General features: G+C 63.1%; 8 protein-coding genes. 2 read left to right on the forward strand and 6 right to left on the reverse strand.

Features of this window, described 5'->3' with window-relative positions; translation table 11 throughout:
* Positions 1-131: 131 nt before the first annotated feature.
* The 5 genes from ABE522_RS03230 to ABE522_RS03250 all read right to left on the reverse strand — a co-directional run bounded on the left by ABE522_RS03230 (position 132) and on the right by ABE522_RS03250 (position 12,363).
* Entirely contained in the window at positions 132-7,472 is a 7,341-nt protein-coding gene (locus ABE522_RS03230) for a calcium-binding protein (protein WP_346590461.1), read from the reverse strand.
* Positions 7,473-7,614: 142 nt separating this feature from the next.
* On the reverse strand, positions 7,615-8,127 hold the full coding sequence (locus ABE522_RS03235) for a transporter (protein ID WP_346590462.1): 513 nt from the start codon (positions 8,125-8,127) through the stop codon (positions 7,615-7,617).
* Between the two features lie 34 nt (positions 8,128-8,161).
* A complete protein-coding gene (locus ABE522_RS03240; protein ID WP_346590463.1) occupies positions 8,162-9,583 on the reverse strand; it encodes an HlyD family type I secretion periplasmic adaptor subunit in 1,422 nt (473 codons plus the stop codon).
* Positions 9,580-11,745 carry a type I secretion system permease/ATPase gene (locus tag ABE522_RS03245; protein ID WP_346590464.1) on the reverse strand — a complete coding sequence of 722 codons (2,166 nt, stop codon included), beginning with the start codon at positions 11,743-11,745 and terminating at the stop codon, positions 9,580-9,582. Before ABE522_RS03245 ends, ABE522_RS03240 begins: the two co-directional genes overlap by 4 nt.
* 282 nt (positions 11,746-12,027) lie before the next feature.
* Positions 12,028-12,363 (reverse strand): hypothetical protein, encoded by a 336-nt coding sequence (locus ABE522_RS03250; protein WP_346590465.1) that lies wholly within the window; start codon positions 12,361-12,363, stop codon positions 12,028-12,030.
* 228 nt (positions 12,364-12,591) lie between these two features.
* Here ABE522_RS03250 and ABE522_RS03255 point away from each other — a divergent pair, with 228 nt between their 5' ends.
* Positions 12,592-12,924: a hypothetical protein gene (locus ABE522_RS03255; RefSeq protein ID WP_346590466.1), complete on the forward strand. Its 333-nt coding sequence runs from the start codon at positions 12,592-12,594 to the stop codon at positions 12,922-12,924.
* Here the strand turns inward: ABE522_RS03255 and ABE522_RS03260 are convergent.
* A complete protein-coding gene (locus ABE522_RS03260) occupies positions 12,921-14,165 on the reverse strand; it encodes an MFS transporter (protein ID WP_346590467.1) in 1,245 nt (414 codons plus the stop codon). The genes ABE522_RS03255 and ABE522_RS03260 overlap by 4 nt on opposite strands.
* A 104-nt stretch (positions 14,166-14,269) precedes the next feature.
* Here ABE522_RS03260 and ABE522_RS03265 point away from each other — a divergent pair, with 104 nt between their 5' ends.
* Positions 14,270-15,280, forward strand: coding sequence for an AraC family transcriptional regulator (locus tag ABE522_RS03265; protein WP_346590468.1), 1,011 nt, complete (start codon positions 14,270-14,272; stop codon positions 15,278-15,280).
* The last annotated feature ends 11 nt before the right edge of the window (positions 15,281-15,291 follow it).

Raw genomic sequence — 15,291 nt, forward strand, 5'->3', positions numbered from 1 at the left:
TATAAGGCGTCCGTGTTCAGTGGGAGGTTCAAACATCATTGGTAGTGCGGTGACAGGCTCCGGGCCCAGTGGCGACGTCAGGGAGCGGCCAACAAGCCGCTCCCGGACGCCGCATACCTTTGGATCCAACTTTAGAGAGCCTGCATGACCGAGCGCTCCGCTCGGAACAGCTCGCCAGCCCCCCAGAGCGACGACCCGGCGATGTCCGCCACGCCACTGCGGGGCTCCGTCATATCGGTAGCCACTGCCTGGAACGAGCTCATGGCGCCGATGAGGAGATTCAGTTCGGCATTTCCTGATGCCTGTCCCACCCCCACTCCATTCTCAACGCGTCGGGACTGGGATGCGGACGCTGAAGTAGCCGAAGACAATGGAGTCAGCTGGCTGGCGATACTGCTTGCAGAGATGGCATTGCCACCATCACCGGGTTGCACGAAGGCAATTGCGAACTCGCCGCCCTGGAAGTGGCGCAGCACGCGCATCTGCTGGGCTGCACTGCCATCAACGCGGACGACCAGGTCGTCCCCGTCGCGATGGTAGGACAGACGGTTGCGGCTGATGGCATCGAAGTACAACCAATCGGTGCCGCCACCCGTATTGTCGACTGTGTCCGCACCCGATCCCTCGGCATAGAAGTAAGTATCGTTGCCGACGCCGCCGAACAGCTGATCATTTCCATCTTCACCCACCAGCTGGTCGTCGCCGGCACCCCCGATGAGGATGTCCTTACCCGATCCACTGAAGCTGCCGTTGCCACCGGACAAGTAGTCGTTACCCTCTCCACCGTCCAGCTTGTCGTCGCCTCCCATCGCAAACAGCGTATCGTCCCCGGCGAGCCCCTTGATCAGATCTCGCCCGCTCGTCCCCACCAACTGCTCAGCACTGGCGGTGCCGTTTATCTTCGACGGGTAGTCGCTGTCGTTGCCGGCACCCGGCGTACCGCCGTCGTTGCCGCCGCCCCCGTTGTTACTCACCAGCGCATTGATTGCCGCAGTGTCGAGCGCCGATCCGCTCGCGGGTTGCAGGTAGTCCAGCGACATGTCGCCGCCCAGGAAGTGGCCGGTCACGGTAACGCGCTGGTTGCTGTTGCCGTTGACGGTGATGACCAGGTTGTCGCCCTCTCGGGTAAACCCGAGCTGGGCCGCAGTGATGCCGTTCTGGAAGAACAACCATTCGGTACCGCCGCCAGTATTGTCGATGACGTCGACACCACCGCCGTAGATGTACTGGTCGTCACCACTGCCTCCGATCAGCACATTGCTGCCGTCCTGGCCGCGCAGTGAATCGTTGCCCGCGCCACCTTCGAGCCGGTCATTTCCGGAACCCGCCGCACTGCCGTTGCCGCCAGCCAGCGAATCGTTGCCGTCACCGCCGCGCAGCGTGTCATTGCCGGCCATGCCGAACAGCGTGTCGTCGCCGCCGAGGCCCTCCAGCAGATCCTTGCCCGTGCTGCCTACCAACTGCTCCCCTGCGCCCGTCCCCTGAATGACCTGGTCGAAGCCGGTGCCGCCGCCAGCCACGATCTGGTTGATCTGCGCCGTGGTGAGGTATGCGCCGCCATCGGGTTGCACGTAGTCAATCGCCGCATCGCCACCGAGGAAGTGGTTGGTCACGCGGACGCTGGGCGTCGCAGCGTTGTCCAAGGTGATCAGCAGGTCATTGCCGTCGCGGCTGAACGAGATCCGTTCACGGGTGACGCCGCTGTTGAAGAAGACGCCGTCGAAGCCGCCTCCGGTGTTGTCCACGCGATCAACGCCGCTGGTGGTGTCGAACACATACTTATCGTCGCCGGCCCCACCAATCAGCGTGTCATTGCCGGCGCCACCCACGATGGTATCGCTGCCGCCCATGCCGTTGATGACATTGTCCTGCGCGTTGCCAGCCAGGTAGTTGTCCAGTGCATTGCCAGTGCCGTTGATGACCCCAGCGCCGGTCAGGAACAGGTTCTCGATATTCTCTGACAAGGCATATGTCGCCGTGGTCTGCACCTGGTCCTTGCCGCCGCCGGGGGCCTCCACGACGTCATCGTCGCTTTCATCGGTGATATAGACGTCATCACCCAGTCCGCCTTCCAGGCGGTCCAACCCCTCTCCACCATCGAGATAGTCGTTTCCAGCTCCACCGTACAGTTGGTCGGTGCCTGTGCCCCCGAAGAGGGAGTCGCTTCCATCCAGGCCGTACAGCAGGTCGTCACCATCCCAGCCACCCAGCGTATTTGCCGCTGCGTTGCCCGTGATCGTGTTGTCCAACCCATTGCCGTTCCCGGTCTGGATTCCGACGGCCAGGATGAGGTTTTCAACTTCGTCGGCAAGCACCAGATTGGTCTCATAGCGTCGTTCGACGGTGTCGACACCTTCGCCAGCGTACTCGTGTATTAAATCGCCGCTGCTGTCGTTGATGAAGTAGTCATCCCCCTGGCCACCGTACATCTGGTCGCCGCCCTGCCCGCCGTCGAGCAGGTTGTTGCCGGCATTGCCGATCAATACATTGTCGCCAGTGTTGCCGGTGCCATTGATGTTGCCGGTACCGACCAAGGTCAGGTCCTCCAGCGTGGTGCCCAACACGTAATCGATGGAAGACTCCACCGTATCGCGGCCCTCGCCATCCAGCTCGACCACCACGTCGCCGCTGTCGTCCACGCCATAGGTATCGTCGCCAAGCCCGCCCACCATGCGATCAGCGCCTCCACTGCCGTCCAAGCGGTTGCTGCCGCTGTTGCCGATCAGCTCGTTGTCGCGCTGGTTTCCGATCGCGATGACGGCACTGCTGCCTTCAACCTGGATCAGTCGCTCGATGTTGGCCGACAGGGTGTAATCGCTGCTGGCGTAAACACTGTCCGAACCCTCCCCAGCCGCTTCGACGACGACGTCGTCACTGGTGTCGATCCGGTATTCGTCATCGCCGGCACCACCAGCGAGCAGGTCGATGCCTTGCCCTCCGTCCAACAGGTCGTTGCCCGCGGAACCTTCCAACTCGTCATCGCCGCCCATGCCGAACAGACGATCATTTCCATCACGACCATCCAAACGGTTACCTGCATCGTTCCCGGTCAGCGTGTTGGCGCCGCTGTTGCCGCTGCCATTGATCGATTCCCAGCCCGCCAGCACCAGATCTTCGACGTTGTCGGACAGCACGTGGTCGATATCGGACAGCACCGTGTCGTGCCCACCAACAGCCGCTTCCACGACCGTATCCCCGGCCTCGCCGACAACATAGTAATCGTCACCGTCACCGCCGACTGCCCGATCCGCGCCCTGGCCGCCGTCAAGCCGATCGGCACCGGCGCCGCCAAGGAGCTCATCGTTGCCGGCGCCACCGAACAGCTGATCGTCGCCCGCATCGCCGTGCACTGCATCATCGCCGTCTTCGGCGTGGATCACATCGTTGCCGGTCTGCCCATGGATCAGGTTGGCCAGGCTGTTGCCGATAATCGTGTCATCCGCTGCAGTCGCGCGTAGCACCTCCGCGTCCAAACCCAATGCGTCCACCTGCCAGGCAGGCCCGGTGCCGGCGATGACGCGCAATCCGGTTGTCGCCAGCCCCGTTAGCGAATCGAACATGCCCTCGAGTCGGATCTCGTCCGCCTCGGTACCGGCGTAACGCAGTACCAGGCTGGTGCCATCGCGGCGCATGACGACTTCGGTCGCGGCGACGTCCTGCAGACGCAGGGTGTTGAGCCCAGCAAGGTCGGAGATCGTGTCTTGGCCATCACCCCGTGCGAACACGTACTCGTCGTCGCCCTCGCCACCTCCCATCCGATCATCGCCGGCGCCACCGGTCAGGATGTCATTGCCCGATCCGCCCAACATTTCGTCGATATCCGCGCCACCGGACAGCAGGTCGTCGCCTTGGTCGCCGGCCATCCAGTCTCGACCGTCGCCTCCGTCCAGTACATCCACGCCGCTGCCTCCGTAGAGCGCGTCCATGCCAGCGCCGCCACTCAGCGTGTCGGCCCCCTCTCCGCCAGTGAGAGTATCGTTGCCGTCCTCTCCCAGGACGATGTCATCGCCTTCCTCACCCTGCAGCAGATCGTCGCCCTGCCCTCCGGAAAGCTGGTCATTGCCGGTGCCGCCGCGAATGTCGTCGTGACCAGCCAGGCCGGCCAGCGCGTCATTGCCGTCGTAGCCCTGCAGTGCGTCGTCGCCAGCCGTCGCCTGCTGCACCATCGACTTCACTGCGTCGACGTTCCAAACAACACTGTCGGCGAAGCAGATCTCGTCAATACGCGTTGCGCTTGAGCCATTGCCGATGAAGTAGCCGGAAACGATCACGAGATCGCCGTTGGTACCTACGGCCAGATGAAGGTCGTCACCACTGCGGGTCGCGATTACGTCGCCCGGGGCAATGCCGGCAAGGAACTGCACGGCGTCCACGCGCCCCTGACCGTCGTCATAGTTGTTGATGACGTCACGGCCGAAGCCGACCCCGAACACATAGACGTCGTTGCCATCGCCCCCCTGAAGCACGTCATTACCGGCACCGCCCTCCAGGCGATCTGCGCCTGCGCCACCATCGAGATGATCATCGCCCTCCCCGCCGGATAGGACGTCCACGCCCTCGCCGCCGGACAGCCGGTCGTTGCCGGCGTCACCAGTGAGCTGATCGTTGCCGTCGTCGCCGTTCAATCGGTCAGCCCCGCCCCCGCCCGACAGGGTATCGTTCCCACCGCGGCCACTCAGCCATTCATTGCCGTCGCCGCCGTTGATGACATCGTCCGTGTCGTACCCATAAAGGTCGTCCACCCCTGGCACCGGCACGAGGACCTTCGCCTTCACATCTGCGATCGTCCACGATGTGCCATCGGCGAAGCGGATCTGGTCCAGTCGATACGCACTACCGCCGTCGTCGCGGAAGTAGTTCTGGATGTCGATACGGTCGTCAGTCCCTGCGATCTGGATGCACAGGTAGTCGCCACTGCGCCAGACCTTCAGGTCCGACGGCGCAATGCCCGCACCGATCTCCAGCACGTCCAGCCGGTCGGCTGCGGTATCGTAGTTGTGGATCCGGTCGTGCCCGGCCCCGCGAGCGAAGACGTAGCGGTCATTGCCCGAACCGCCATCCAGGTAGTCATCCCCGGCCCCGCCGTCAAGGCGATCGTCGCCGCTGCCACCATGCACCGAATCCGCTCCGCTTCCAGCGAAGAGCTTGTCGGCACCATCTCCGCCGTCAAGCGCATCATCGCCTCCGCCGGCATGCAGGGTATCCATACCGGTGCCGCCGTCCAGCTGATCTTGCTGCGAGCCCCCATAGAGCGTGTCATCTCCGTCCTGCCCGTACACCACGTTGCGCCCTTGGCCCGCGAACACGATATCGTTACCGGCCCCTGCCAGAATCTGCTCGCTGACATCCAGCGCATCCGCGCCCAGAACGGTGTCCGCCTCGGCACCACCAGTGCCGTGCCGCAACCCGACCGAAAGCAGCGCAGCGTTGAAGGCGGCATCCTGGGCGTTGTCGGCCACCCAGCTACGCAGCATCGCCTCGCTTTCGTTCCACATTGCTCCCTGCACCTGACGGGGCATGGCGCGCACCAGCTCGACCAGATCGAGGGCCGCGTTGGTCCGGTCGATGGCATAGCGATCGAGCAACACTGCGTTCACCGGTGAGAAATCCACCACAGTGGTTCCTGCATCGGTATCGATGGTCAGGGTCACCTTGTTGATATAGGCCCGAAGCCGGGTCTGGACCGCCAGCTCGGCGTAGCTGCTCTCCAAGAAGGCGTCGTACACACGCCCGTAATTGTTTAGATTGGCCGTGCCCCAAAATACGGCGCTGATCGGCAGCATGCCCAGCACCGCCTCCGCCACCCGGACCTTGCGTGTGTACGCATCATCCAGCTTCTCAGGGTCGCCCCAGACCACCATTTCGTTCGGACGTAGTCGCACCACATTGGAAGAGCTTTCGTCATAGCGGCCGCCTCCCATGTGCAGGTCGATGCGTTCGTCGCTGAACTTGGGATTGGTCTTTGCCCATTGATAGAGGACTTCATCCATCAACCCTCGCTGGGCCTCACGCGTCGTGGCAGCGGCGAATGACTGGATCGCCTGTAGCAGGGCTGGCGAGAGCGCAGCCGCTTCACGCAGGTCCCGCAGCAAACCCATGCCCTTTAGATCGGGTAGCGCAAAGAGTTCCTCCGGGATGGCCACATGGTCGGAGAAGTCGCTGTGAATCGTGTCTGCATCGAAGTTGAAGTCCTGCATGACATGGGTGGTTTCCACGCCGTTGGCGTCGACCCGGGTGAACGTACTGCTGGCGATCAGATTGCCGCCTGCAACATCGTCACTTGCCGGGCCATTGCCCAGAAACTGCGTCTTCAGGCGAGTGATGCCCAGCTGCGACAGCGTCATCAGTTCAGACGACTCGCTGATGCCGTTGCCATTGTGGTCCTGCCATATCTGCAGCGAAGCGAATGCAGCGTCGGCCGCGTCAAGGAAACCATCCTGGTTTGCGTCCAGATCGGCCAAGGCTTCCATGCCCGTAAGCGCGAGGTTGCCGTTGCCCAAGCGGGTCTGGTCGCCGAACAGCTCGCGACCAGTCTCGATGCCGCCGGAACCGTCGAGGTCGCGCACGAGTATGCCGTCCTCGGCACCGATCCAGCCTGTGGCCGTGCGGATGCCGTCACCATCGTAATCAAACAGCGGACCGGACCAGTTGCCGTCCCCGATGGTGGTCACCACTCCATCACCATTCAAGTCCAGGCCAATCGGATCGTAGCGCTCGATGCGGTAGTCGTCGCCTCGAATGGCGTCGCCAAGCCGCGACAAGGCGTCTTGGATCGGTCCATTGGCTTCGTCCCATATCTTTCCACCGATGTATCCGCCAAGGACCGCAGCCAGCCCCACCGCAATGGTCACAGGCAGTCCGATGGTCAGGCCAAATGCACCGGCCAGGGCGAGAGCGGCGAAGCCAAAAGCCTCTGCCATGAGCAGGCTGCTGCCGGCCTTGCCCAAGTCGCTCCAGTTCTGGTCGGCCACCGCACTTGCCATCTGGAATACATCGAACGCGGGCCCCAGCAGTTCGCCGGCCGCGCGCCCGGCCGGGCTGTTTCCAAACGATCCGAGATCGCTGAGCGCCTTCTGCTGCATGTTGCCCATGAAGCTGCTCAGCTGGTCCTGGGTCTTGATGCTCTGCGTGACCATACTGTCGGCCATCGCATTGTAGTGATTGGCCAGATTCTGATAGGTCTGGGAGAAACTCAGATTCGGGTTATTGGCGTAGCGCTGCGCATTGAGATCCGCATAGCGCGCATTGGCCTGAATGCCGCTCTGGAGACCGTTGATCTTCGCTTCGAAAGCCGTCTTGCCGTTCTGGATGGCCAGATCGTAGCCCTGTTCATACGCATCGTAGAAGCCGCCGATGAAATTATTCATGTGCCCGGCGAAATCACTGGCACCCTGTTGAATCTGCTCGATCGTCATTGTTGTCGTTGCCACTGGAACACTCCTTTGTTGTGGTGAATCGATCAGATAATTCATCAATCCCGGGCCACGCAGGCATAACGGAGTCGCAGTCGGTCATGCAATGCTTGGTGGGGGGCGGCTATGCGCCGCCGCAGTCAGCTGGCCCTGCCCCCCCTCCCGGTGCGCACGTCCGTGGGGCCAAGCGACGCGTGTACCGCTAGCGCAGAACAACCTTAGGCACGCCGCAGAAAAGCATCCATGCGGCCAGGGCTGCGCCATAGCCGAGCACTCCGCCCACCAGTGCCGTGCCAAGCACATGTCGCGAAAAGAGCAGATAGAGGCTCTGTCCCCGCGGTGTGGCGCCGGTACCCCACTCCAGGACGATAATGGGCAGCACGATGAGGCCGATGCAGATCAAGGCGCCTCCGCTTGCGACAAACACCCGGGTGGCCAGGCTATTGTCGGGCGGCTTGAACCCGGACAGCGCACGGCGCATGCGAAGGAAAAGCAGAGGTACAGACACCAGGTACATTAGGGCCACGTAGACCCACGCTCGCGCGTCGCCAGCTCGGTCATCGCCCATCAACTGCTTGACCATCGGCAGTTGACGGATCGCTTCTGCTGCCAGTGCAAGGCATACGCTCAGCCACATGGCCATCTTGAACAAACGGGAAACCTGTTGCCATTGCACGTCCCGCTGCTGCTGCTCTGGTTCCATGCCTTCGAACATGTTCGCTTTCCCAAGTAGGTATAGTGCGGGGAGCTCAGCGCTCGCGCAGCGATTCTGTGGTGTGTTGCTGTAACGGACTCAGCAGGTAGTCGATCACCCGCCGCTTGCCGGTCTTGATCTCGGCGCTGAGGTTCATGCCGGCGCTCAACCGTACGTTTACCCCGTCGATCTGCAGCATGGTCTTGTCCAGCTTCACCCGTACCGGAAACACCAAGCCAAGCTTCTCATCCTGCATTGCATCGTGGGACACGCTGACCACCTTGCCGGTCAGGTAGCCATAGCGCGTGTACGGAAAACTCTCCACCTTGACCGTCACCGCCTGTCCGGTCCGGACGAAGCCGATGTCCTTGTTAAGGATGGTCGCCTCTACCTCCAGCGCTTCCTCGCTGGGCACCACGGCCAACAGAGGCTGCGCCGGAGTCACGACGCCGCCAACGGTATGCACCGCCAGCTGTTGCACAGTGCCGGCAACAGGAGCGCGCAGGGTCATCTGGTGGTCGCGCTGGCCGCTACGCGACACTTCAGGGGTCATCTGCCCGATTTGTTCCTGAGCCGAGCGCAGGCCGTCCAGGGTCTGCTGGCGGAAATCGGTAACGAGCACCCGGAGCTCTTCCTCGGCGGCCAGCAGGGCCGAGCGCACTTCCTGAACACGGTTGCGTTGGGTGGCCAAGTCGCTTTCGCCGGCGATGCGTTCCTGCTCACGCAGCAGGTAGTCGTGCCGGCCTACGTAATTCCCATCGAGCAGGCCGCGGTAGTCGTCGGCGCGCAGCTTGGAGATGCGTGCCGATTCCTCCAGAGGCTGCACTGCGGCTAGTGTAGTGGCAAGCTCCGCGCGGCGCTGGGCGATCATCGCCTGCAGGCTGTGCCGGCGCGCCTCAAGCGCCTCATATTGGCTACGCGCCAGGGCCTGTTCGTCTTTTACCCGGGCCAACGGAAGGTCTATCTCCGCACTGACCTGCGGCGCCCTATCGATATCGAGTGCGATGCCCAAGGCGCGCAGGCGCAGGGCGGTCATGCGCGCGTTGAGCAGCGCATCGCCGGCCTTTGCCACGTCGGCACCGGTAGCCGTGGCGTCCAGGGTGATCAGGACTTGACCTGCCTGGACGGCTTGGCCATCGCGCACCAGGATCTGCCGTATCACGCCAACTTCGGCCGACTGCACCACCTTGGTCCGCGAATCCACCACCGTCCTGCCCGGCGCCACCGCCACGATATCCAGCTTGCCGAGGGTCGCCCAGACTACGGCCACCATGAACATGCAAATGATGATCCGCATGGTCCACCGCGCCGTCGGCGATGTCGGCGTTTCGATCAGTTCCAGATGGGCGGGCAGGAAGGCACGCTCCTCCTCGCCGCGCGGCGGCGGGTCCATTTCTCGCCTCGCCTTCCACGCCGCACCCAATACCGTGCGGTAACGCTTGAGGAAGTCCCCGATGCCATCGCGGATGTGCTTCATGCAATCCCCTGCTGCAATCGGTACAAGTGGGCGTAGTGCCCGCCGGGTCGCACCACCAACTCGTCATGTGTCCCGCTCTCAACGATCTGTCCCTTCTCCACCACTACGATTCGATTGGCGTGGCGGACCGTGGACAGGCGGTGGGCGATGATCAGAACCGTGCGGCCCTTGCAGATCGAACGCATATTGCTCATCACCGCATGTTCGGACTCGTAGTCGAGCGCACTGGTGGCTTCATCGAGGATGAGGATCCTCGGGTCGGTGATCAACGCCCGCGCGATCGCGATGCGCTGGCGCTGGCCGCCTGACAGTCCGGTACCGTGTTCGCCCACCTTGGTGTCGTAGCCTTCGGGCAGCGCCGCGATGAACTCGTGCGCGCCGGCCAGCGTGGCAGCCTGGATCACCCGCTCCAAAGGCATGCCCGGATCGCTTAACGCGATGTTCTCCCGCACACTGCGGTTGAAGAGAAAGTTCTCCTGCAGCACGACACCGAGTTGGCGGCGCAGCCATGCTGGATCGGCCAACGCCAAGTCCTGTCCATCAACCAGCACGCGGCCGCGTTCGGGGGTGTAGAGACGCTGCACCAGCTTGGTCAGCGTGCTCTTGCCGGAGCCGGAGCGGCCAACGATGCCGATGACTTCCCCCGCACCGATGTCGAGCTCGATCCCCGAGAGCACCTCGGGGGCGTCGGGGCGGTAGCGGAACGCCACCCGCTCGAATGTAACGCGGCCCTTGATCGGCGGAAGTGCAAGGCGGCTGCCCGGTAGCTCGGTCCGGGTATTCAGGATATCGCCCAGGCGCTCAACGGAAATGCCTACCTGTTGGAAGTCCTGCCACAGCTGCGCCAGCCGAATAATGGGAGCCGACACTTGGCCGGACAGCATGTTGAACGCGATCAGCTGACCCAGGCTCAGCTTGCCATCGATGACCATCTTCGCGCCCCAGAACAGGATCGCTACGCTGACGAGCTTCTGCACCAGCTGCACGCCCTGCTGGCCAACGGTTGCTACCTTGGTTACCGCGAATCCCGCACCCACATAGCCAGCCAGCTGGTTGTCCCAGGTGCGGGTCACGCGTGGGTCAACGGCCATCGCTTTGACGGTGCTGATGCCGCTGACGGTTTCCACCAGGAACGACTGGTTGTCAGCGCCACGTGAGAACTTCTCGTTGAGGCGCTGTCGCAGCACAGGTGTGATGCCTGCCGAGATGAGCGCATACAGCGGCAGCGACAACACGACGATCAGGGTCAGCCAGCCGCTGTAGTAGAACATCACCGCGAGAAACACCCCGGTAAAGAAGAGGTCCAGCACCGAGGTCAGCGCCTGCCCCGTCAGGAAGTTACGAATGTTCTCAAGCTCGCGGACCCGCGCAATGGTATCGCCCACCCTGCGCGACTCGAAATACGCCAGTGGCAAAGACAGCATGTGCCGGAACAGACGCGCGCCCAACTCCACGTCGATCTTGCTGGTCGTGTGTGCGAACACGTAAGTCCGCAGGCCGCTGAGCACCACATCGAACACGGCGATTGACACTAGACCGATGGCGATTACATCCAGCGTGGTCAGCCCGCGATGCACCAGGACCTTGTCCATCACCACTTGATAGAACAGTGGCGTAACCAGCGCCAGCAGCTGGATGAAGAAGGAGACGATGAAGACCTCCAGCAGTAACTTCCGGTATTTGACTACGGCCGGGATGAACCAACTGAAATCAAAACGCGCCAGGTCACCCAGCACCGACGCGCGAGACGCCACCTGCAGGATTCGGCCAGCGTAACGCTGCGTCAGCTGTTCAAACGATATGGTCTGCGGTCGCTTGGTGCGCAGGTCGTGGATCAAGACCTGCTCGCCGTTGATCCGCGCCAGGATGAACGCGTCGTCGTCGGCGCCAAACACTAGTGCGGGCAGGTTCGCCATTGCCAGCCGATCCACGGAAAGCTTGGCGATCTTGGCCTTCAGGCCCAACCGGCGTGCGACCAGCACGAGCATGGTGTCATCCACACGCGCGTTATCGGATGCACACTCGTGCGCCAACTGGTCGGCATCCGCCGCAATTCCATGAAACTGAGCGAGCAGGACCAGCCCGCGTAACGCCAGGCTAATCTCCTCACCCCCGACCACCCCATCACCCACGACCGACAGCGCCGCATTTCCGTGTGACATGTCATCCCTGTAGCGCGGCTTCCACAATGAGCGCGCGTGTCCTCGTCGCGGAGATTGAGTGCGGCGCGCGACGTTGTCAATAGGGGTCAAACGACCGCCATCACAGCCTCCAGAAATGCGGTGCGGACCGTATCTGCTCACCGAATTCCGCCCCGGACACGCTTTATCCCACTGCGACGGATGCCAGCACGCGATGCCTTGGGTCAGGGCTTCAGCTCGGGAGCCCAGGTGCTTGCGAAGAATACTGGGAGTATGGATGCGTACGGTGGCTTTGGATCCGGATCAGCTGGGGCTTGCTGCGTGCTGAGGTTCCAGTTGCGCCCCCCTGCCCCGCAGCACCACGTTGTCCTGGATCCATTGAAGCTTTATCGCCACTTTGCGGCGCAGCGCACGTTCGTGGCGCAGGGCCCATAGTTCACAGCCTTTGCGGCCGGCATCGAAGGAGGTGCAGCGGCGCATCACCAGCGGGGTATCCAGGCCATCGTCCGCGTGGAGACGAGCCAGCCACGCGCCGTCGATGCGCTGGTGCATGCTGGCTACGATCTCGCCGTGGAGGAAGAGCCCGGTGGGGAGCGTGTCGAGGTGGCAGCGCGGCTTCCAGTGGAAGTCGTCTGGCATGGGGGTGAGGGTTTGCTGGGGGACGTCCATGGGGCTGGAGGATAGGTTGGGCTGGTCTCAGGGATGGAGACGGAAATCGATGCGTCGACACGTGGGTGCGGAGCGGGTGCGCCCGGCATCCCGGTGGCGTCGCTGGTCATACGCCGTCAACGGCGACAGTGGCATGCTGCGCATTCGTGCGGGGGACCAACGATGCGGATGACGGGTAGTTTGCTTGCAGCAAGTGCGGTGACGCTGAAAGTCGGCGTGGTGTTCTGGGTGGTGGTGGCGTGGCGGACGCCGGGCGGCGAGCCTTGGGATTCGCCCTCGTTCTGGGCGGTCGTTTATCCCATCGCACTGGTCATTGCCGCAGTCCTGGGCGCCTGCTTTCCCCGGCACGCGTGGCTGTGGGGGCTGTTGCTGATGGCACTGCTGGTGCCGGTGGTGGCCGTGGTGTCGGGCTTTGGCCCGTTGTTGCTGGCCGGACTGGCATACGCACTGTTGCTGGCGGTGCCTGCCATGGCTATCGCGGCGGCGGCAGGTGCGCTGCGTCGCCGCCTGGTTCCGCTGCGTAACGGCTAGATATGGAACATCGGACCCGCTGAGAGCGTCCGCGAACTCACTCTGACCCGCAATGCAATAAGCAGGCTGGCGAGCAGCATCACGGCCGCGGCGACGATGAGCACGGCCACGATGCCGCCCAACCCGAACACCAGGCCGCCCAGCGCCGCCCCCGCCGCGATGGAAGACTGCACAGCGGCGACGACCATCCCGCCGGCACTCTCGGCCTGGTCGGGCACCGCGCGCGCGACCCAGCTCGACCAGGCAACGGGCACGCCACCAAAGGCCAGGCCCCAAAGCGCGACAAGGATCGACAGCCCACCAACGCCCACCGGCAAAAGGAGCATGCCGAGAGCGGCTACGCCAACCAAGGCAGGCATGATCACCAACGTGACTTTCAGACTGCGCTCCATGAGCCAGCCGGCCAGTAGCGTGCCGATAAAGTTCGCCACACCGAATCCGAGCAGGATCAGCGCCAGGCTGTCAGCGCTCATCTGCCCCAGGCTCTCCAACGTGGGGCGGATATAGGTAAACAGCGAGTATTGACCGGTGTGCGCCAGGACACAGCCCAGCATTCCGACTGCGATGCCCGGCCGGCGCAGTAGCCCCACCACCGACTCCGGGACCGCCGACGTGCGCGGGGCCATTCGGGGCAGCGTGAACCACTGGAATGCAAAGGTGAGGCAGCCTACCGCCGTCGCCGCCCAAAAGGCGCTGCGCCAGCCCAGCAATCCGCCCAGATAGCTGCCCAAGGGCACGGATACCACGGTGCCGACCGCAATCCCGCTGAAGATGATTGAAAGCGCGCGCGGCACGCGCTGGGGCGGCACCAATCGCATCGCGACGGCTGCTGCCATGCTCCAGAAACCGCCGAGCGCGATGCCCAGAAGGACGCGCATCACCAGCAGGACGCCCATGCTGGAAGACAGCGCCACCAAGGCGTTGGATAGGATCATCAGGCCCGTGAAACCCAGCAGCACCACGCGCCTGTCGATGGAACGGGTCAGCCGCGGTACCAGCAGGCCGGCGAACAGGGCGACCACGGCAGTAACTGTCACGGCCTGTCCGGCCAGAGCCTCGGACACGTCCAGATCCGCCGCCATCGGCGTCAACAGGCTGGCAGGCAAGTACTCGGCCGTGAGCAGCCCAAAGACCCCCATGGCCAGCGAAAACACGGCCACCCATGCCGACTGAGCCGGATCACTACTACCCCATTCCACACCGTCAGGCGCGCCTGCGGTATCCACTACGTCGTTACTCATCAAATATCCCAGTGCAATCGTGCAGCCGAAAGTCTAGGGAGACCAGTCAGGATGATCTATGATTGTTCGACCTGCATTTTTGATCGAAACCCCTGACTCTTTCGATGAGCCACGCCCTACCCCAGCCCACCGACCTGATCAGCCAACTGCTGACCGGCATGCGGATACAGGGTGTCCAATACAGGCGCATCCAGACCGGGCCGAGCTTCGGGCTTGGATTCCCCCCGAAGCCAGGGCATGCCTACTTCCACTACGTGGCGGTGGGCAATGCGATTCTTCGCGGCGCCGACGGCAGCCAACACCTGCTATCCGCCGGGGATGTCGTGCTCATTCCCCGCGGAGAAGGCCACGCGCTTTTGTCTGGCGAGGACCATCCCGTCCAGTGTCTGGAAACGATAGACGCCGCCCCACTGGGTGACGCGGTGAGCGGGATCGACACGTGCCCGAGCACGCATGCCGTGCCAAGCGCTGTGCTCTTCCACGGATGCATGGTGTTCGATCTCGGTGGCATGCAAGGGCTGAGCAAGTTGATGCCGGCCGTGATGCTGGTCGATGGCAATGCCGCTCAGTTTCCTGGGCTGTTGCCGATGGTCGACGCGATGAAGCGCGAGGTGTGCTCAGGACGTATTGGCTTTGCTGGAATACTCGCCCGGCTGGCGGATGCCGTAGCCGCCATGATTGTGCGTGACTGGGTGGAGCGTGGTTGCGAAGGCGCATCCGGATTGGTGATCGCCATGCGCGACCCTCGGCTATCGCTGTCATTGCTTGCCCTGCACCGAGACCCCGGGCGCGATTGGACCGTTGAAGCGCTGGCGGCAGAATCAAACATCTCGCGTTCTGTGTTTGCTGACCGTTTCCAGGCTGTGATTGGAACGGCGCCGCTGCGGTATGTCACTGAGCTGCGAATGCAGCTGGCTAGTCAATGGTTGAGCGACCAAAGCCTGTCCATAGAGGTTGTGGCAGAGCGTCTCGGGTATGCGTCGCAGGCGGCTTTTAGTCGTGCTTACAAGCGGGTTATGGGGCACTCGCCTGGGGTGGCTCGGCGAGGGGGGGCTGCCGTCCTGATAGGAGGGGCTGGCGGCGATGATCCGCGGGCAAGTACGCGTCTGGCATAAGTGCACCGGCT

Source organism: Stenotrophomonas lacuserhaii (assembly GCF_039674585.1).
GTDB lineage: Bacteria > Pseudomonadota > Gammaproteobacteria > Xanthomonadales > Xanthomonadaceae > Stenotrophomonas > Stenotrophomonas pennii_A.